This is a genomic window from Serinicoccus chungangensis (assembly GCF_001483745.1).
Lineage (GTDB): Bacteria > Actinomycetota > Actinomycetes > Actinomycetales > Dermatophilaceae > Ornithinicoccus > Ornithinicoccus chungangensis_A.
This window is the reverse complement of record NZ_LQBL01000031.1, coordinates 263,004-282,126: the sequence shown is the minus strand read 5'-3', so window position 1 is coordinate 282,126 and position 19,123 is coordinate 263,004. Positions and strand designations below refer to the sequence as shown.

Sequence of the window (19,123 nt, the reverse complement as noted above, 5' to 3'; positions counted from 1 at the left end):
TTGCTCATGTGATGCACCCCTGTTCCGTGAGGCGGTGGCCGTGGGCGCTGACGGAGAGAGGAGCCAATGGTGGCGACTACGAGGTGGCGACGTGCCACGGTCCCGGCGCTCGCGGCAGCGCTCGGGCTGACCCTGACGGGCTGTCTGCAGAATCCTGATGCCGGATCGGCGGGCGCGGTCGGAGCCGTGGGGGCCGAGCCCGAGGAGGGCGACGGGAGCGTCAGCATCCTGGGTGCCTTCGGTGGAGCCGAGGAGGAGCTGTTCAACGCCTCCCTCCAGGAGTTCCAGGACGAGACCGGCATCACCATCGACTACGTCTCGGACCAGGACTTCACCAACACCATCCAGGTGCGCGTGGACGCCGGCGACAAGCCGGACATCGGGCTCTTCCCGCAGCCCGGTGGTGTGCTCAGCCTCGCCGAGCGCGGAGAGCTGGTCCCGATCGACGCGATGCTCGACTACGACGAGATCGACCGCACCCTGGTCAACGGCTTCCTCGACTCCGCCCGGTTCGACGGCCGCGTCTACGCCGCCCCGATGCGCATGGCGGTCAAGTCGATCGTCTGGTACCCCAAGGGTCCCTACGAGGAGGGCGGCTGGAACACCGAGCCGGCCAGCCTGGACGAGCTCGACGAGGTCGCCGACCAGATCCGGACCGACGCGGACACGCCGCCCTGGTGCATCGGGTGGCAGTCCGACCAGGCCACCGGCTGGGTCGGCACCGACTGGGTGGAGGAGTACATGCTCCGCCTGCACGGCCCGGACGTCTACGACGACTGGATCTACCACCGCATCCCCTTCAACGACGAGCGGGTGGTCGAGGCGATCGAGACCTACGGCGACCTCGCGAACGAGGAGGGCAACGTCCTCGGTGGTGCCCGGGGCATCCTCAACACCCCGTTCGCCGAGGCGATGAACCCGGCGTTCAACGACGACCCCGGCTGCTACCTCATGCGGCAGGGCAACTTCGCCACCACGTTCTTCCCCGAGGACGTGCAGGAGAACCTCGACGAGGAGGTCGGCATCTTCGTCTTCCCGCCCGCCGCGGACGGCTACGACGGCCAGCCCATCCTCGGTGGCGGCGACCTCGCGGCGGCGTTCACCTACGACACCGACGTGGCCGCGGTGATGGAGTTCCTCTCCTCCGACGAGTTCGGCGGCCCGTGGGCGGAGGCCGGCGGGTGGTTGAGCCCGCACACCAGCTTCGACACCAGCCTCTACCCCGACGAGGTCACCCGGACGATCGCCGAGTTCGGCTACACCTCCGACGTCTTCCGCTACGACGGTTCCGACGTCATGCCGCGCGAGGTGGGCTCGGGCTCGTTCTGGACCGGCATGGTCGAGTTCCAGAGCGGCGCGAAGACCGCCCAGGAGGTCGCCGACGACATCGAGGCCGGCTGGCCCGAGTCGGCCGACGCGAGTGAGGAGGGCGAGGACCAGTGAGCACGACATCATCGACCCCTCCCGTCGGGGAGGAGGTACCACAGGCACCCTCGGACGAGGGCCCGGGCGGGGCAGGCAACGTCGGACCCTCCGACGCCGGTCTCCAGCCGGCCAAGCTCGTCATCGGGGTGCTCGGCATCGCGGTCTCGGTCTGGCTCATCGGCAACCTGTTCCTGGCCTTCGCGTGGTACCCCCAGTGGTTCTTCGACAGCAAGCTGCTCATGGGCGCCCTCGGCCTCGTCGTCGGTGTCGGCGGTGCGGCCGTCCTCTTCTGGTTCCTGAACATGGCGATCGAGGCGCTGCCCCGACGGCTGGAGCACGGCGTCATGCCGTACGCCTTCCTGCTGCCGGGCTTCTCCCTCATCGGGCTGATGCTGCTGTTCCCGACGGTGCAGACGATCCACTACAGCTTCGCCAACCGGAACTCCACGGCCTACGTCGACCCGCTGTGGGCCAACTTCAGCAGCCTGTTCTCCAGCGGCGCCTTCTGGTCGGCGATGTTCAACAACCTGCTGTGGATCGCCATCGTCCCCGCGATCACGGTGTCGCTGGGTGTCGTCGTGGCGGTGCTGGCCGACAAGCTGTCGTCCGCGAGTGAGAAGTGGTCCAAGAGCTTCATCTTCATGCCGATGGCCATCAGCTTCGTGGCCGCCTCGGCGATCTGGTTGACGACGGTCTACGGCTACCGGCCCCCGGGCGAGCCGCAGACCGCGGCGCTTAACGCCATCTGGGTCAACTGGTTCGGTCAGGACCCGGCGAGCTGGCTGGACATCGACACCGCCCGGCTCAACAGCATCCTGCTCATGGTCATCCTCATCTGGCTGCAGACCGGTTTCGCCATGGTCCTGCTCAGCTCGGCGATCAAGGGCGTCCCCGAGGACACCCTCGAGGCGGCCCGGATCGACGGCGCCTCCGAGTGGCAGATCTTCTGGCAGGTCATCATCCCGCAGATCTGGGGCACCATCGTCACCGTCTTCATCACGGTGCTCATCCTGGTGATGAAGGTCTTCGACATCGTCTACGTGCTCACCAACGGGCGCAACAACACCGATGTCATCGCCAACATGTTCTTCCGGGAGATGTTCACCAACCGCGACGCCGGCCGGGCGACGGCGCTCATCGTCGTCCTGCTCGTCGCCATCATCCCCATCCTGATCTACCAGGTCAGGGACTTCCGCAAGCAGGAGGCCATGCGATGAACGCCGGACGGCTCAAGGACGGGCGCCAGCGCAGCCCCGTCTCGATGGTGACCATGCTGCTGCTGGCCGTGCTGTGGACGCTGCCCACCCTGGGGCTGCTCGTCACCAGCTTCCGCAGCCGGGACGACGCGCTGACCAGCGGCTGGTGGTCGGCGATCGTCAACCCGTTCGGCACCTCGTGGACCTTCGGCAACTACACCGAGGTCTTCGAGCGCGCGGACATGGGCAACGCCTTCCTCAACGGGATCGTGGTGGCGGTCCCGGCGACGGTCATCCCCATCATGTTCGCCGCCTTCGCCGCCTACGCGTTCACCTTCCTGCAGTTCCGCTTCAAGGAGACGCTGTTCATCATCATCGTGGCGGTGATGGTGGTCCCGATCCACGTGGCCTTCCAGCCGTTGCTCAACCTCTTCGGGCCCAACGGCCTGGGCATCGCGGGCCAGTACCTTGCGGTGTGGCTGCTGCACACCGGCTTCGGCATGCCGCTGTGCATCTACGTCCTGCGCAACTACATGTCGACGCTGCCCTACAGCGTGGTGGAGTCGGCCCGGATCGACGGCTGCTCCAACTTCCAGATCTTCTGGAAGCTCGTGGCGCCGATGGCGATGCCGGCGATGGCGGCGTTCGCCACCCTGCAGTTCCTGTGGGTGTGGAACGACCTGCTCATCGCCAAGCTGTTCCTCAGCAACGACAACACCACGGTCATCGTCAAGCTCCAGCAGCTGCTGGGCACCCAGGGTCAGGGCGCCGAGCTGCTGACCGCGGGAGCGTTCATCTCCATGGTGCTGCCGATGATCGTCTTCTTCGCGCTCCAGAACTTCCTGGTGCGCGGCATGACGAGCGGCGCAGTCAAGGGCTGACCCGTCCCGCGCCCTGCCTCACCGTCGAGCGGGCGGGAGATCCCCGGTGGAGCTCCCGCCCGCTCGTCGCGTCCGATGATTGGATGTGACCGTGACACGTGAACTCCCCTGGCCCGTGGCACTGCCCCCGGAGGCCCGCTCCCGCACCGAGGCCGTCCTGGCCCCGCTGCCCGACCACCGACGCACCACCTTCGCCCTGCGCGTGGCCCGCTGGTGGGACGACCTGGTCGCCGGGCTCGCGCCCTACCCCGACCCGCCCGCCGTGGCCGCGCGGGTCCTCGAGCTGGCGGCGGCGGCATACCGCGACCGCGACGAGGAGCTGCACCTGCTGGACCAGCGCCGGTCCCTGGAGCCGGACTGGTTCCAGCGCCCGGACGTCGTGGGCTATGCGGGCTACGCCGAGCGGCTCACCGAGGAGGGCACGCTCACCGCGCTCGCCGGGCTGGCCGACCACCTCACCGGCCTGGGCGTGCGCTACCTGCACCTCATGCCGCTGCTGCAACCGCGCCCCGCGCCCAACGACGGGGGGTACGCCGTCGCCGACTACCGCTCGGTGCGCGAGGACCTGGGCTCGATGGACGACCTGCGGGCGCTCACCGCCCGCCTGCGCGAGCGGGGCATCAGCGTGTGCCTCGACCTCGTGCTCAACCACGTCGCCCGTGAGCACGCCTGGGCGCGGGCCGCGCGGGAGGGCGAGGAGCACTACCGCCGCTACTTCCACGTCTACCCCGACCGTGAGGTGCCCGACGCCTACGAGCGCACCCTGCTGGAGGTCTTCCCGGACTTCGCGCCGGGCAACTTCACCTGGGACGAGGAGCTGGAGGGCTGGGTCTGGACGACCTTCAACTACTACCAGTGGGACCTCGCGTGGGACAACCCCGACGTCTTCGCCGAGCTGGCCGACGTCATCCTCTTCCTGGCCAACCAGGGCGTGGAGGTCCTGCGGCTGGACGCCATCGCGTTCATCTGGAAGCGCATGGGCACCCAGTGCCAGAACGAGCCCGAGGTGCACCAGCTCACCCAGGCCCTGCGCGCGCTGGCGCGGATCACCGCGCCGGCACTGGTCTTCAAGGCCGAGGCCATCGTGGGCCCCAACGAGGTGGTGCACTACCTCGGTCGGGGGCAGCACCACGGCAAGGTCTCCGACCTCGCCTACCACAACAGCCTCATGGTGCAGATCTGGTCGATGCTGGCCAGCGGTGACGCCCGGCTGGCCACCCACGCGCTCGGCCGCTTCCCCGCGGTCCCGGCCACGACGGCCTGGATCACCTACCTGCGCTGCCACGACGACATCGGCTGGGCCATCGACGACGACGACGCCCGCTCGGTCATGGTGGACGGCCACGGTCACCGGACCTTCCTGTCGGACTACTACTCCGGGGAGTTCCCCGGATCCGGGGCGACCGGGCTCGTCTTCCAGCACAACCCGCTCACCGGGGACCGCCGCATCTCCGGGTCGGCCGCCAGCCTGAGCGGGCTCGAGCGGGCGCTGGAGCTGGTGGACGGCGCCGTGGACGAGGAGGGCGCCGCGGAGGCCGAGCACGCGGTCGACGAGGCGGTCGCCCGGCTCCTGCTCGGGTATGCCGTGGTCTACGGCTTCGGCGGCATCCCGGTCATCTGGTCGGGCGACGAGATCGCGAGCCTGGGCGACCCCGACTGGGACCAGGTCCCCGAGCACGCCGCGGACAACCGCTGGGTCCACCGGCCCCGGCTGGACCCGGAGGAGGTCGACGCCGCGCGAACGGCGCCGGAGTCGGCCGCCGGGCGGGTGCTCCGGGGGATGCAGCACCTCGCCCGCACCCGGGCGTCGCTGCCCCACCTGCACGCCAGCGTCGGCGCGAAGGTCGTCGCGGCGCCGGACGCCGCCGTCTTCGTCGTCGTCCGCCGGCACCCGGTCGGCACCATGGTGCAGCTCTACAACCTCACGGCCGGGCCGCGCTCGGTCCCCGGCTGGTGGCTGCGTGAGCAGGGCCTGTCGGTGGACCGGACCGTCGACGCCCTCAACGGCTACCCGCCGAGCCTCACCGCCGACGGCTCGGTGTACCTCTCGACCTACCAGCCGGTGTGGCTCGTGCGCGCTTGACCTATACCCCCGGGGGTATAGTAGTTTGGACGTCAGGACGCCGCAGCGGCGTCCGACGACCGACCGAGGAGCCTCTCGTGTGCCGAGCTGTCACCTGCAGGACCTGCGGCAGGACCACCTGGGCCGGCTGCGGCCAGCACGTCGACCAGGTCCGGCGCGGGGTGCCGGCGGGCCGCTGGTGCGACGGGCACGAGGGTGACGCCGCCTCCGGCGCCGCCCCGTCCGGCGGGGGCCTGCTCTCCCGGCTCCTCGGGCGCTGACGACCGCGTTCCCCTGCGCGGTCCCGACGCCGGCCGTCCTCGCCCCCATCCTGCTCGCGAGGCCGGCCGGCGTCCCTGCGGCGTGTGGCCGCCGGGCTGGCCGGACCCCGTCGGCTCCGGACATAGGGTGTCGCCATGCAGCTGAGCGACCTCGCCGCCACCCTGGGGGTCCGTGTCGTCCCGGGCCCTGAGGCCGGCGACGTGGACGTCACCGGAGTGAGCCACCAGGCGGACTGGATCCGGCCGGGGGACGCCTTCGTGGCCATCCGCGGAGCCCGTTTCGACGGGCACACCTTCATCGACCGGGCCGTGCGCGGTGGCGCCGTCGCCGTCATCGGCGAGGGGTTGCCCGATGGCGCGACCTGTCCCGTGCCCTACCTGCGCGTCGAGGCGGTGCGGCCGGCGCTGGCCGACGCGGCCACGGCCCTCGCCGGGCGACCGAGTGACGCGCTGCGGGTCATCGGCGTCACCGGCACCGACGGCAAGACCACCACCTCCTGCCTGGCGCTGCACCTGCTGCGGGAGGCGGGGCGGGCCAGCGGGCTGCTCTCGACGATCGGCTACCAGCTGCCCGACGGCGTGCTGCGCCAGCCGCCCTCGCACTTCACCACCCCCGAGGCCCCGCAGGTGCAGCAGATCCTGCGCGACCTCGTCGAGGCCGGGGCGAGCGACGCGGTGGTCGAGAGCTCCAGCCACGCCCTGGCGCTGGACCGGGTGCGCGGGGTCGACTACGACGTCGCGGTCTGGACCAACCTCACCGGCGAGCACCTCGACTTCCACGGCACCATGGAGCAGTACTTCGCCGACAAGGCCCGGCTCGTGCAGCGGGCGCGGCACAGCGTCCTCAACGTCGACGACCGCCCCTGGGTCGAGCAGCTCCTGCCGATGGCGACCGCCGACGGGCACGGCGCGACGACCTACTCCGCCGAGGGGAGCGCGGCCGACTGGCGCGCCACCGACGTGGTCGAGGGGGCCGAGGCCATCACCTTCACCGTCCACGCGCCGCAGGGCGAGGCGCCGGCGCGGCTGCCGATGATCGGCCGCTTCAACGTCGCCAACGCCCTGGCCGCGATGGCCGGCGTCGCCGCCACCGGGGTGCCCCTGGACGAGCTGGTCGCCGGGCTCGCCACCTTCGCCGGGGTCGCCGGACGGATGGAGATGGTGGAGCACACCGACGGCGACCCGCGGGTCATCGTGGACTTCGCCCACACCCCCCCGAGCCTGGAGAAGGCGCTGGAGACGGTGCGGGTGACGACGCGGGGCCGGCTGTGGGTGGTGCTCGGCTCGGCCGGAGGCCCGCGTGACCCGTCCAAGCGCGCCCCGCTGGGCCGGGTCGCCACCCAGCTCGCCGACCACGTCGTGCTCACCGAGGAGGACCACCGCACCACCCCGCTGCAGGAGATCCTCGAGGAGATGGAGCGGGGGGCCCGCGAGGCCGGGCGCGAGAACTACGTCTCGATCGGCGACCGCACCGAGGCCATCCGCTACGCCGTGCGCGAGGCCGCCCCCGACGACACGGTCCTCCTGGCCGGCAAGGGCCCGGAGGAGACCATGGAGCGCGGCACCGAGCTGGTGCCCTGGGACGAGGTCGGGGAGGCCCGTCGGGCGCTCGCGGCGCGACGCGGCGAGGACGTCAGCTAGCCGGCTGCTCCTCGACCGGCTCCGGCGTCTCCACCTCGGGGCGGCGCAGCGCCCGGACGACGAGCACGACCCCGGCCACGACGAGCGGGATCGTCAGCCACTGGCCCATGTTGAGCCCGGTCGCGGCGGCGAACTCCGTGAGCTGGGCGTCGGGCTCGCGGAAGAACTCCACGACGAAGCGCCCGCCGCCGACCCCGATGGCGAAGACCCCGGCCAGCAGACCGGGCCGCCAGCGCGCCCGGGTGCGCCAGAAGAGCCAGAAGAGCACGAGGATGAGCAGCGCCCCCTCGAGCGCCGCCTCGTAGAGCTGGCTGGGGTGCCGGGGCTGCTCGCCGGCACCGGGGAAGACCATGGCCCACGGCACGTCGCTGGGCCGGCCCCACAGCTCGCCGTTGATGAAGTTGGCGATCCGTCCGAGCATCATGCCGATCGGCACGTTGACCGCGATGTAGTCGGTGACCCGCAGCGGGCTCAGGTCGTGGCGCCAGGTGAACCACGCCATCGCGACGAGCACGCCGATGAGGCCGCCGTGGAAGCTCATCCCGCCGTTCCACGGCTGCAGGATCTCCCACGAGGTCCACAGCGAGGGGTTGTAGAACGTGGCGTAGCCGAGGCGGCCGCCGATGATGATGCCGAAGGTCACCCCGATCATGAGGTCGTCGACCTGCCGCGAGGTGATGGGGCTGCCGGGCGCCTTGGCCATGCGGACGAAGTGCCAGTAGCCGAGCAGGATGCCCAGCAGGTAGGCCAGCGCGTAGTAGCGCAGCGTGAAGAAGCCCAGGTCGATGCCCTGGGAGAGTCCCAGGTCCTCCCAGCGCAGCGGTGAGTCGTCGCCGGAGGCGCTCGCGGCGAGCAGGGCCAGGTCGGTCAGCAGCGGCACGAGCGCGACGATAGCCGGTGGCCCTGGGTATGCCGTCCCCCGAGGCGCGGTGGTCCTGGCCGGACGGCGTCGGAGGACGTCGGCGGGCCTCCCCGGCGCGCTCCCCGACGCGGGTGCTCAGGTGCCGAAGGCCGCCAGCACCTCGGCCCGGGTGACGTCGGCCAGCGAGGCGTGCTGCCAGCGCGGCTGGCGGTCCTTGTCGACGAGCTGGGCGCGCACACCCTCGGCGAAGTCGGGGTGGGACGCGAAGACCGGGCCCAGCCGCAGGTCCTGCGCCAGGACCTCCTCGACGGTCATGGACGCCGCCCGCCGCAGGGCCTCCAGCGTGACCGCCACCGAGTGGGGGGAGCGGGAGCCGACCAGCTCGGCCGCCCCCTGGGCCGCGGGCTCGGGGTGCTCGCGCAGCCGCCGCAGGATCTCCCCGGCGTCGTCCCCGACGTAGCACTCGTCGATCCAGGACCGCTGCTGCTCCAGCCAGGACGCCTGCGCCGTTGCCGTCCCGCCGGGGGCCGAGGCCAGGGCGGCCAGCGCCTGGGCGTCCCGGGTCGGGTCCTCCCGCAGCGCCGCGAGGACCTCGTCCTCGGCCTGGCTGGGCACGAGGGCGTCGGCCATCCCCAGCAGCACCGCGTCCGTCCCGCCCACCGGCGCACCGGTGAGCGCCACGTGGGTGCCCGTCTCACCGGGGGCGCGGGAGAGCGGGTGGAGCCCGGCCACGTCCGGGAAGAAGCCGATGACGACCTCGGGCATGGCGAGCTGCGTCCGCTCGGTCACCAGCCGCACCGACCCGTGCGCCGAGATCCCGACACCGCCGCCCATGACGATCCCGTCCATCCACGCGACGTAGGGCTTGGGGTAGGTCGCGACCAGGGCGTCCACGGCATACTCCGCCTCCCAGTAGTCCAGCGCCTCCTGCTCGCGGCCCGCGAGGATCGCCTCCCGCAGCGCGCGGACGTCGCCCCCGGCGCACAGGCCGCGCTCCCCGGCGCCGTCGAGCACGACCGCCTCGATGCGGTCGTCGTCGGCCCAGGCCCGCAGCTGGTGCAGCAGCGAGTCGACGGCGGGCCGGTCCAACGCGTTGATCGCGCGCGGCCGGTCGAGGCGCACCCGGCCCAGCGGGCCGTCCACGGCATACACCACCCCCGCGCCGTGGCCCTCGGCCGGCTGCCAGGTCAGGGAGGCGTCGTCGCGCATGCAGGCAGGCTCTCACGACGCACGTAGACTCGCCCGCTATGGGTAAGGCATCACGCAAGAAGCGGCAGGCGGGCGGTACGCAGGCGCAGGGGTCGGCGCGGCCGGCGCCCTTCGTCTCCCGGCCCTTCGAGGGTCTCGCGGACGAGAGCGAGTGGGTGGCGATGCGGGAGATCCTCCCCGCCGCCTCGGCCCCGGTCACCCTCGCCGTGCCCGAGGGCACGACGGTCTCCGGCCGGGAGGTCCCCGCGGGCGAGCACCAGGTCACCCTGGTCACCGTCCTGCCTGCGGCGATGCCGGCGATCCACCGCGAGAACGGCGAGGTGCTCGTCGCCCTCCAGTCCCGCACCAGCAGCGGCGACGCCTCCCGCGACATCGTCGCCGCCGCCCTCACCGCGCTCGCCGCGGAGCCGGGCACCTCGGTCAACTCCGTGCGGCCGGCGACCACCGACACGCCCCGGCTGCAGGACGTCCTCGTCGAGGGGCAGCAGCTGGCCGTCGAGGTGCACGACGACTTCGGCTTCTGGCTCGGCGAGGACGCCAGCGAGGAGATGACGGCCGCGCTCGAGCAGATGAACGAGTCGGCCGTCCCCATGGCCCGCGTCGAGGGCGTGCCCACCGCGTTCTGGTGCCACATGTCGGGCCGGTCCTACATCCGGTGGATCCTCGACGAGGACGAGGACACGGCGCTGCAGGCGCTGGCCCGGCTGCAGGCCGCCCACGAGCACACCCTGGGCGAGGGCACCGACCTCATCGGCGCGTTCCGCGCCTGCGGGGTGCTCGTCCCCGTCCTGGAGGTGCCGGCCGGCACCGGCGCCGAGGACCACGCCGAGGCGCTGACCGCGCTGCAGGAGCGGTATGCCGCCGCCCTCGGCCAGGACGCGCCGCTCACCGAGCCCGAGCGCCGGGCCAGGAACGCCCTGGTCTCCCGCCAGGTCACCCTGCGCTGAGCCGATGAGCGCGTCGCAGCCGGTGGAGGGCGTCCCGCAGGAGCTCGTCGTGGCCGTCGTGCCCGCCAAGGACGAGGAGTCGCGGATCGGCGCCACCCTCGCGGCCCTGCAGCGGCTGCCGCAGGTGGGGGAGGTCGTGGTGGTCGACGACGGGTCCACCGACCAGACGGCCCACGTCGCCGCGTGGTCGGGACGGGTCGAGGTGGTCCGGCACGAGCGCAACCGTGGCAAGGCCGCCGCCATGACCACCGGTGTGGCCCGAGCGCAGGAGCTGCGCCCCGGTGCGCCCGTGCTCTTCGTGGACGCCGACCTCGAGGAGTCGGCCGCCGAGCTGGGGCCGATCATCACGCCGGTGCTCGTCGGCCGGGCCGACATGACGATCGCGGTCCTGCCGCCGCAGCCCGGTGCCGCCGGGCTGGGCCTGGTCGTGCGGACCGCCTCCGCCGGCATCCGGCGGCTCACCGGCTGGGAGCCCACGCAGCCGCTCTCCGGGCAGCGTTGCCTCACCCGGGAGGCGCTCCTGGACGCGATGCCGCTGGCGCGGGGGTGGGGCGTGGAGGTCGGCCTGACCATCGACGTCATCCGCTCCGGCGGCCGGGTGCTCGAGATCCCCTGCGAGGTGCGCCACCGGGCGACCGGGCGTGACCTGTCCTCCCAGGCCCACCGCGCCCGCCAGCTGGCGGACGTCTCGCTGGCGCTGGCCGAGCGCTCCGGGGTGCCCGACAAGGTCCGCGAGGGCGGGCTCGAGGGCAGCCGCATCGCCCGCGAGCAGGGGGCGAGGATCGCCCAGACCGCCCGGGAGCGCGGGGTGCCGCTGGCGCGGCGCACCGCCAGCCAGGTGGGCGAGCAGGTGCAGCGGCACGGACGTCCGCTCCTGGACCGGGCGAGGGCGGCCTACGAGGAGCGCGCGCGCCGTCGTCCGGACGCCTGAGGCACACCCGGCACGCACCCGGCGCGGCCCCGCCTCGCCCGGACGCCCGATGTCCCCTCGGCCGCGCCCTCAGCGTCCCGGCGCCTCCCCCTCGGGGGCGAGCAGCAGGATCCCGGCCGCCAGCAGCATCGTCAGGCAGAGCGCGACCGCCGCGATGCCGGAGTCGTTGAGGACCCAGGCGGCCGCCATCCCGGCGAGTGCGGCCCCGGCCGCCGGCGCCACCCCGGGCTCGCGCCAGAGAGGCCCGCTCCACCCCGGCCGGCGGACCACGACCCAGGCGACGGCGAGGAGGGCGGCGACCGCCAGCCACGAGAGCGGGTAGCTCACGAGGATCCCCAGGCTCTGCTCGAGCTTGCGGGTGACGATGCCGAGCGCCTCGCCGTCCAGCGCGGACTGCACGAACGCCCCCAGGTGGGTGCGTCGCTCCGGCCCCCGCAGCCAGTCGAGCACCATCGCCAGCAGCGCCAGGACCGCGGACCCGCCGGCCACCAGGAGCAGCGAGCGCCAGGTCCACCGCAGACCCAGGGCGGCGAGCAGCAGCAGGCCGGTCACCACCGCCGTGGCCGGCACGCTGCCGAAGTCGGCGCCCGCACCGGGGGCCGCGCCCAGCAGCAGGGACGCCCCGCCCAGCAGGGCCACGGCCAGGGCCGCGCCGCGGCGCGGCAACCAGCTGAGCGCGGCGGCCAGGAGCACGAGCAGCGCGCCCAGCAGCATGCCGAAGCCGACGTTGCCCTGACCGTAGAACCGGCCCGCCGTCACCGGCTGCAGCCCGAGGACGCTCACCAGCCCCAGCCGTGAGGACCAGATCGTGTCCACGCCGAGCACCACGAGGGTCGCCGCCGCCAGGACGGCGGGGAGGAGCAGCGGGCTGCGACGCCCCGGTCCGGTCACCGGGCCGGCCCGGTGGGCGAGGGTGACCGCCAGGGCGGCGACCAGCGCGGCGACGGCGAGGACGGTGACCGTGAGGGCCGGCCAGGGCTGCCCGGCCCGCCACCACGGCACCAGGCCGGCGAGGAAGCTGGCGGCGGGCACCGCCATGACCGTCGCGGTGGTGCCGACGAGCAGGCGACGGCTGCCGAGCAGACCGGCGAGCCCGAGCAGCGGGAGGAGCACCACCGCCAGAGCACCGAGGGTCCACGGGGCCAGCCTCTTGGCGTCGCTGACCACGTCGGCCAGGTCCGCGGCGGCCCGGGCGGGGTCCGTCGTCGCCCCCGCGACGGCGGTGACCGGTGAACCGGGCAGGGCCGCACCGTCCGGGCCGGGCGGCACGTCCGCGAGGGAGAGGAGGGTCGGGGTGAGGTCGACCAGCTGCACGAGCCCGGTCTGCCGGGTCGAGCCCGAGCTGAGCTGCGCCGGGGGCGGGAGGTCCGGCGAGCCTCCCGTCGGCCCGTGGACCACGAGTACCTGCGCGTCGGGGCGGCCGGCGGTCTGCCCCATCCCGCTCACCACCAGCGTGCTCCCGTCCGGGAGGTCCGCCACGAGGTCGGCGAGCGCTGCGTCCGAGGCCTCCAGCACGTCCGAGCGGTCCCCCTCGAGGATGGTCGGGCCGGCGAGGAGGTGGACGCGGCACTCCCGGTCGAGGGCGGGCCCGGCGAGCAGCCCGGCGCTCGCGGTGTCCAGCTGCGGCCGGCCGGCCGGGTCGGCGGTGGCGGTCAGGCCGTACGTCGCGACGCACCCCCCGGCCGCCTCGACCGGCCCGGTGAGGGCCCGCAGGTCGGGGTCCGGGGCGTCGGCGGCGCCCCACGGCGGCGTGGCGTCGGGGCCGCAGCCGAGCGCCTCGCGGTCGGTCCGGGTACCGGTGCCGACCGTCAGCCAGGCGTCGGCGGCGCAGGTCACCTCGTCCGGCCCCCGGACGACCAGCGCCGCGGAACGGCCGGTCCGCGCCAGCGACCGCAGCGTCGGCGTGTCCTCGTCCACGAGGTCCCAGGTGAGCCCCGGTATGCCGACGAGCACCACCTGCGGGTCCGTCGCCGTGACCAGCGGCCGGGTGTCGGGGGCGTGCGCGGGCGCCACGTCCGTCACCACGGCGACCGCGGCGAGGACCCAGGAGAGGAGCACCGTCCCCACGAGCCCCCAGGCCGCCCGGGGCGACCGTGGGCCGGCCGACGGCGGGCCGCCCGGCGGCGCCGACGGTGCTGCCTCACCGCCGTCGGACCCCCGCGGCACGCTGCCCGGCTCGCGCCGACCGTCTCCCATGGCTCACCTCCCCGTGCATGGTCCCACGGCGGCCCGTCGGCTCCCCGGGGAGCGGCCGGACGCCGCCTGGTGCGTGGCGGCATACCCTGAGCGCGTGGACGCTGCACGCCTGGACCCCGAGCTGCTCGCCTGGACCGCCGGCGCGATCGCCCTGCTCGCGCTGCTGGTCACGGCTGTCGTCTGGCGACGGCTGCGGGTCGTCGACCGGCGGCTGACCCAGCTCGTCGAGGCGGGCGCGCCCACCACGCCCGAGCGCGGGCGGATCGAGGCGCTGGAGCAGGAGCTGGCGAGCGTGCGCGGTGACCTCGCGCAGGCGCTGCGGCACGTGGCGGTCGTCCGGTACGACGCCTTCGGGGACATGGGTGGCCGGATGAGCTTCTCGGCCGCGGTCGTCGACGACACGGGGGACGGCATGGTCATCAGCTCGATCCATGCCCGCGGCGAGAGCCGGACCTACGCCAAGGGCATCGTCGGCGGGGACTCCGAGATCGTCCTGACCCCCGAGGAGCGGCAGGCGCTCGACGCCGCCCGCACCGGCCAGGACACCTGACCTTTCCCGCACAGGACGCGTGGTGGGGCCGCACAGGACGCGCCGTCGGGCCGCACAGGACACGTGGTGGGGCGGCACAAAACACGTGGTGGGGCCGCGCCGAACCGACCACCGTGACTCGGTGTATGCCGAGCGCGCGTCCGGTGTATGCCGAGGACGTGTCCGGTGTGTGCCTAGCGCGCGTCCTGTGCGGAGGAGCCGGAGCCGCTGGCGGAGGGGCGCCGCCCGCACCGGCCAGGACACCTGACCTCCTGACCATCGACCCGCGACCCCCGATCCGCGGCGGGGAGGGTCAGGCGGCGGTCCCGGGGAGGCGCACGAGCAGGCTCCCGGGGTCCACCTGCACCCGGATGGCCAGCACCGAGCCGATGGTGTCCCCGTCGATCTCCAGCTCCACCGGCTTGTCCGACACGACCCGCACCTCGGGGCTCTGGAAGTGCTCGACCCGCCGGTGCCCGATCCGGCGGCGGGTGGTGAGCTGGGCGACGGTCGCGACCCAGCCGACGATCCCCTCGGGGGAGAGCAGCACCGCGTCCATGGTGCCGTCGTCGGCGAGCGCGTCGGGCAGCAGCTCCATCCCGCCCTGCAGCCTGCCCACGTTGCCGACCATGACCGAGCGCACCCGCCGGCGCACCTGCCCGCTCCCCGGCATCCGCAGGTCGACGGTGAACTGGGGGCCCTTGAGGTGCTGCAGCCCGGTCACGAGATAGGCCAGCCACCCGACGCGGTCCTTGAGCTTCTCCGGCGCGGCGGCCATGACCTCCGCGTCGAACCCGAGGCCCGCCATGACGAGGAAGCGGTGCTCCTCGCGCACCTCCGGGCTGGTGCGGTCGTCGACGGCGTCGTCCATGTCGACGCTCGTGGAGGGCTGGCCCTCCTCGTCCTCCAGCCGCGCCTCCAGCTGGGAGGTCGTGGGCCGGACGAGCTCGAGCCGGCAGGTGTCGATGGGGGCCGTCCGGCCGGTGAGGGCGATCGTCAGGGCCTTGTCCAGCGACTCGACCGGCAGCTCCAGGTTGCGGGCGAGCAGGTTGCCGGTGCCCCCGGGCAGCAGGCCCACCGGCACCCCGGAGTCGACCATCGCGGCCCCCACCGCCCGGACCGTCCCGTCGCCCCCGAGCGGGCAGACGACGTCCACCCCCGCCTCCAGCGCCTGGGCGGTCTGGCCCGGCCCCGGGTCCTCGGCGGTGGTCTCGAGCCAGAGCGGCTCCTCCCAGCCGTGCACTCGGCATACCTCCTCCACCCGCCGGCGCACGCGACCCACGTCGGAGAACTTCGTGGGGTTGACGATGACGGCCGCCCGGCCAGGAGAATCCATGCCGTGACCCTACAGACTCGCCAGTAGGCTGGCCGCATGATCGACCTCCGCGACCTGCGCTCCGACCCCGACCGCGTCCGCACCAGCCAGCAGGCCCGTGGTGAGGACCCGTCCGTCGTCGACCAGGTGCTCGCCGCGGACGAGGCGCACCGCGGCGCGCTCGCGCAGTTCGAGGCCGCGCGGGCCGAGCAGAAGGCGTTCGGCAAGAGGGTCGCCCAGGCGCAGGGCGAGGAGAAGCAGGCCCTGCTCGCGGAGGTCAAGGAGCTGGCCGCCCGCGTCAAGACCCTGGACGCGCAGGCCGGTGAGGCGGCGGACGCCCGCGACGCGGCGATGCGCCGGATCGGCAACGTCGTCATGGACGGCGTGCCGGTCGGCGGCGAGGACGACTTCGTCACCCTCGAGGAGGTCGGCACCCCCCGCGACTTCGCGGCCGAGGGCTTCGAGCCGCGCGACCACCTCGCGATCGGGGAGGGGCTCGGCGCCATCGACATGGCCCGCGGCGCCAAGGTCGCCGGGGCCCGCTTCTACTACCTGCTCGGCGACGGCGCCCGGCTCGAGCAGGCGCTCATGGGCCTGGCCCAGCAGATCGCGCAGGAGGAGGGCTTCGTCCCGGCGATCGTCCCCAACCTCGTCCGCCCCGAGACCATGGCCGGCGCCGGCTTCCTCGACGCCCACGCCGACGAGGTCTACCGCCTGGAGGCCGACGACCTCTACCTCACCGGCACCTCCGAGGTCGCGCTCGCCGGGCTGCACGCCGACGAGATCCTCGACCTCGGCGAGGGCCCGTTGCGGTACGTCGCGACCTCCACCTGCTACCGCCGCGAGGCCGGGTCCTACGGCAAGGACACCAAGGGCATCTTCCGGGTGCACCAGTTCACCAAGACCGAGATGTTCGTCTACTGCCGCGTCGAGGACGCCGAGGCCGAGCACCAGAACCTCCTGCGGATCGAGCGCCGCCTGCTCGACGCCCTGGAGCTGCCCTACCGCATCATCGACGTCGCGGCCGGCGACCTGGGCGGCCCGGCGGCGCGCAAGTTCGACTGCGAGGCGTGGGTGCCGACGCAGGAGAGGTACCGCGAGCTCACCTCCACCTCCAACTGCACGACCTTCCAGGCGCGTCGTCTGGGCACCCGCGAGCGCGACCCGCACGGCTCGGGCACCCGGGCGGTGGCGACCCTCAACGGCACGGTCGCCACGAGCACCCGCCCGATCGTGGCCCTCCTGGAGAACCACCAGCAGGCCGACGGCAGCGTCCGCGTGCCGGAGGCCCTGCGCCCCTTCCTCGGGGGTATGCCGTCGCTCACCCCGCGGGGATGAGCCACCGCGACGGCCGGTCGTGATCTCCCCCGTGCGGCGGAGGCACGCCCCCGCCGGGTCTGCCTAGGCTGGTCCCGTGGTGAGACGAGAGCGTGGGCGGGCCCTGCCGTGATCCGGGCGGTCGAGGGCTGGTTCGGGGTCGACGAGGTCTGGGAGCGCCCTGCCCCCGGAGCCGGCGAGCTGCGGGCGGACCTGCGGTGGGCCCTGGTGGCGCTGGTGACGATCACCGTGTCGCAGGAGCTGACCCGCTCGCTCGGGCTCCTGCAGGACGAGAGCTACGGACCCGTGTGGCAGTACGCCGGGATCGTCTCGCTCTGCGCCCTCGTCGTCGTGCGGCGACGGCTGCCGGTCTTCGTCACGCTGGCCGCGAGCGCCCACATGATCCTCATGTCGCTCGTCATGCCCATGACGATGTCGCAGCTGACGACGCAGATGGCCTACTTCCTGCTCATCTTCTCCGGCATGGCCTGGGCGAGGAACCGACGGGCGCTCGCGGGTGCGGTGGCCGTCGTGCTCGTGCTCATGGTGCTGCTCTTCGCCTGGACGTATGCCCTCGGATCGGGCCTCGAGGACATCCGCCGCAACCTGGGGGAGTCGGAGGTCGAGCAGGTGGGGCCGGTGCCGACCGTGCTCGCCGTGGTGCTCTTCTCGATCCTCGGCAACGCCATCTTCTTCGGGTTCGCCATCGGCCTGGGCCAGGTGGCGTGGCGGGGGGCCATGCGCAACGCGCAGGTGGAGGCGCAGGCGGACACGATCCGCGCGCAGACCGAGCGGCTCACCGACCAGGCGGTCGTGGCGGAGCGGCTGCGCATCGCGCGGGAGCTGCACGACGTCGTCGCCCACCACGTGTCCGTCATGGGGGTGCAGGCGGCGGCGGCCCGACGGGTGATGGAGCGCGACCCGCAGGCCGCGCGCGACTCGCTCACCGCGATCGAGCGGGCGGCCCGCGACGGCGTGGCGCAGATGCGTGACCTCCTGGGGACGCTGCGCGTCGCCGACGGCCGCTCCGCGGGCGCCCACCAGGACAGCCACGAGGACGACCGGCCCGTGCCGGACTCCACCGACCGGGCACCGCAGCCCACGCTGGCGACGCTGCCGCAGCTCATCGAGCAGGCGACGACGCCGGTGTGCGAGGTCACCGGGCAGGTGGTCGAGTCCGCACCGGGGGCGGCCGGCCGGGTGCCCCCGCCGCTGCAGCTGTCCGCCTACCGGATCGTGCAGGAGGCCCTGGCCAACGTCCGCCGCCACTCCACCGCCCGGCACGCCCGCGCCACCGTCCGGGTCGACGAGGACGCGGGCACGGTCGAGGTCGAGGTCGTCGACGACGGCTCCCCCCGGGTCGGCACCTCCGGCACCGGCCTGGGGCTGCAGGGCATGCGCGAGCGTGCCGACTACCTCGGCGGCGGGGTGGAGGCCGGTCCGCGCACCGGGGGGCCGGGCTGGCGGGTGCGGGTCTGGCTGCCGCTGGACGGGCACCGGGTGACCACCCCCGCCACCCCGAGGAGGGCCCTCTCGTGACCACGTCCCCGCTGCGGGTGCTGCTCGTCGACGACCAACCGCTGCTGCTGCAGGGCTTCTCGATGATCCTGTCGACCGAGCCGGACGTCGAGGTGGTCGGCCAGGCCGCCGACGGTCGGGAGGCGCTGGCCGCGGTCGCGGCGCACCGCCCGGACGTCGTCCTCATGGACGTCCAGATGCCGGTGCTCGACGGCATCGAGGCCACGCGGCGCATCGTCACCGAGCACCCGCACGTCAAGGTGGTCATCCTCACCACCTTCGACCGCGACGACTACCTCTTCGACGCCCTCGAGGCGGGCGCGAGCGGCTTCCTGCTCAAGAACGCCGAGGCGGACGACCTCGTCGACGCCGTCCGTGCCGCCGCCGAGGGGCACGCGCTGCTCGCCCCGGAGGTCACGATGCGGGTCATCGACCGGATGGCGGGAGGCCCGGCCGCCGCCGGTGCAGGACCCGCGGCCGACCCGGAGACCGCGCTGCCCCAGCTCACCGAGCGCGAGCGCGAGGTGCTGCGGATGATGGCGCGGGGGCTGTCCAACGCCGAGATCGCCTCCGAGGCCTTCGTCAGCGAGGCCACCGTGAAGACCCACGTCTCGAACGTCCTGGCCAAGCTGCTCGTCCGGGACCGGGTCCAGGCCGTCATCGCCGCCTACGAGGCCGGCCTGGTCCGACCGGGCACGTCGTCGTCTCCGTCCTGAGGGGGAGCCCAGGATCGGCGGCGCGACCGATGCCCCGCCACCCCCGCCCGCACTAGCGTGACGGCATACCAGCCGCGTCCCGCCGGGTCGCGGGAGA

General features: G+C 73.6%; 16 protein-coding genes. 12 read left to right on the top strand and 4 right to left on the bottom strand.

What is annotated here, in order from left to right; genetic code table 11:
- The first annotated feature begins 186 nt into the window (after nucleotides 1-186).
- From AVL62_RS14125 to AVL62_RS14100, 6 genes are all read left to right on the top strand, one after another.
- Nucleotides 187-1,443 carry an ABC transporter substrate-binding protein gene (locus AVL62_RS14125; protein ID WP_327282400.1) on the top strand — a complete coding sequence of 419 codons (1,257 nt, stop codon included), beginning with the start codon at nucleotides 187-189 and terminating at the stop codon, nucleotides 1,441-1,443.
- The gene (locus AVL62_RS14120) at nucleotides 1,440-2,642 is read left to right on the top strand and encodes a carbohydrate ABC transporter permease (RefSeq protein WP_058892279.1); all 1,203 of its coding nucleotides are present in this window, start codon (nucleotides 1,440-1,442) and stop codon (nucleotides 2,640-2,642) included. The genes AVL62_RS14125 and AVL62_RS14120 overlap by 4 nt, the downstream gene beginning before the upstream one ends.
- Nucleotides 2,639-3,502, top strand: coding sequence for a carbohydrate ABC transporter permease (locus tag AVL62_RS14115; RefSeq protein ID WP_058892278.1), 864 nt, complete (start codon nucleotides 2,639-2,641; stop codon nucleotides 3,500-3,502). Before AVL62_RS14120 ends, AVL62_RS14115 begins: the two co-directional genes overlap by 4 nt.
- Nucleotides 3,503-3,593: 91 nt before the next feature.
- A complete protein-coding gene (locus AVL62_RS14110; protein WP_235585712.1) occupies nucleotides 3,594-5,585 on the top strand; it encodes an alpha-amylase family protein in 1,992 nt (663 codons plus the stop codon).
- 77 nt (nucleotides 5,586-5,662) lie between these two features.
- Entirely contained in the window at nucleotides 5,663-5,845 is a 183-nt protein-coding gene (locus AVL62_RS14105; protein WP_058892276.1) for a hypothetical protein, read from the top strand.
- A gap of 135 nt (nucleotides 5,846-5,980) precedes the next feature.
- A complete protein-coding gene (locus AVL62_RS14100; RefSeq protein ID WP_058892275.1) occupies nucleotides 5,981-7,486 on the top strand; it encodes a UDP-N-acetylmuramoyl-L-alanyl-D-glutamate--2,6-diaminopimelate ligase in 1,506 nt (501 codons plus the stop codon).
- Here the strand turns inward: AVL62_RS14100 and lgt are convergent.
- Nucleotides 7,479-8,366, bottom strand: coding sequence for a prolipoprotein diacylglyceryl transferase (gene lgt / locus AVL62_RS14095; RefSeq protein ID WP_058892274.1), 888 nt, complete (start codon nucleotides 8,364-8,366; stop codon nucleotides 7,479-7,481). The two genes, AVL62_RS14100 and lgt, sit on opposite strands and share 8 nt — an antisense overlap.
- Nucleotides 8,367-8,483: 117 nt before the next feature.
- On the bottom strand, nucleotides 8,484-9,557 hold the full coding sequence (locus tag AVL62_RS14090; RefSeq protein ID WP_058892273.1) for an enoyl-CoA hydratase/isomerase family protein: 1,074 nt from the start codon (nucleotides 9,555-9,557) through the stop codon (nucleotides 8,484-8,486).
- 38 nt (nucleotides 9,558-9,595) lie between these two features.
- Between AVL62_RS14090 and AVL62_RS14085 the strand changes: the two genes are divergently transcribed.
- Together AVL62_RS14085 and AVL62_RS14080 are read left to right on the top strand one after the other, a co-directional pair.
- On the top strand, nucleotides 9,596-10,504 hold the full coding sequence (locus tag AVL62_RS14085) for a DUF5926 family protein (protein WP_058892272.1): 909 nt from the start codon (nucleotides 9,596-9,598) through the stop codon (nucleotides 10,502-10,504).
- Nucleotides 10,505-10,508: 4 nt separating this feature from the next.
- Nucleotides 10,509-11,435, top strand: a complete 927-nt coding sequence (locus AVL62_RS14080; RefSeq protein ID WP_058892271.1) for a glycosyltransferase — start codon at nucleotides 10,509-10,511, stop codon at nucleotides 11,433-11,435.
- 69 nt (nucleotides 11,436-11,504) lie between these two features.
- On the opposite strand, the gene AVL62_RS14075 is transcribed toward AVL62_RS14080, so the two are convergent.
- Nucleotides 11,505-13,631, bottom strand: a complete 2,127-nt coding sequence (locus AVL62_RS14075; RefSeq protein ID WP_058892270.1) for a hypothetical protein — start codon at nucleotides 13,629-13,631, stop codon at nucleotides 11,505-11,507.
- 94 nt (nucleotides 13,632-13,725) lie between these two features.
- Here AVL62_RS14075 and AVL62_RS14070 point away from each other — a divergent pair, with 94 nt between their 5' ends.
- The gene (locus AVL62_RS14070) at nucleotides 13,726-14,181 is read left to right on the top strand and encodes a DUF4446 family protein (RefSeq protein ID WP_058892269.1); all 456 of its coding nucleotides are present in this window, start codon (nucleotides 13,726-13,728) and stop codon (nucleotides 14,179-14,181) included.
- A 292-nt stretch (nucleotides 14,182-14,473) separates the two neighbouring features.
- Here AVL62_RS14070 and AVL62_RS14065 read toward each other — a convergent pair whose 3' ends face one another.
- Entirely contained in the window at nucleotides 14,474-15,496 is a 1,023-nt protein-coding gene (locus AVL62_RS14065) for a diacylglycerol/lipid kinase family protein (RefSeq protein ID WP_058892268.1), read from the bottom strand.
- 36 nt (nucleotides 15,497-15,532) lie between these two features.
- Between AVL62_RS14065 and serS the strand changes: the two genes are divergently transcribed.
- From serS to AVL62_RS14050, 3 genes are all read left to right on the top strand, one after another.
- Nucleotides 15,533-16,813 carry a serine--tRNA ligase gene (serS, locus tag AVL62_RS14060; RefSeq protein WP_058892267.1) on the top strand — a complete coding sequence of 427 codons (1,281 nt, stop codon included), beginning with the start codon at nucleotides 15,533-15,535 and terminating at the stop codon, nucleotides 16,811-16,813.
- Nucleotides 16,814-16,921: 108 nt separating this feature from the next.
- Nucleotides 16,922-18,331, top strand: coding sequence for a sensor histidine kinase (locus AVL62_RS14055; RefSeq protein ID WP_058892266.1), 1,410 nt, complete (start codon nucleotides 16,922-16,924; stop codon nucleotides 18,329-18,331).
- Nucleotides 18,328-19,026 carry a response regulator transcription factor gene (locus tag AVL62_RS14050; protein ID WP_058892265.1) on the top strand — a complete coding sequence of 233 codons (699 nt, stop codon included), beginning with the start codon at nucleotides 18,328-18,330 and terminating at the stop codon, nucleotides 19,024-19,026. The genes AVL62_RS14055 and AVL62_RS14050 overlap by 4 nt, the downstream gene beginning before the upstream one ends.
- The last annotated feature ends 97 nt before the right edge of the window (nucleotides 19,027-19,123 follow it).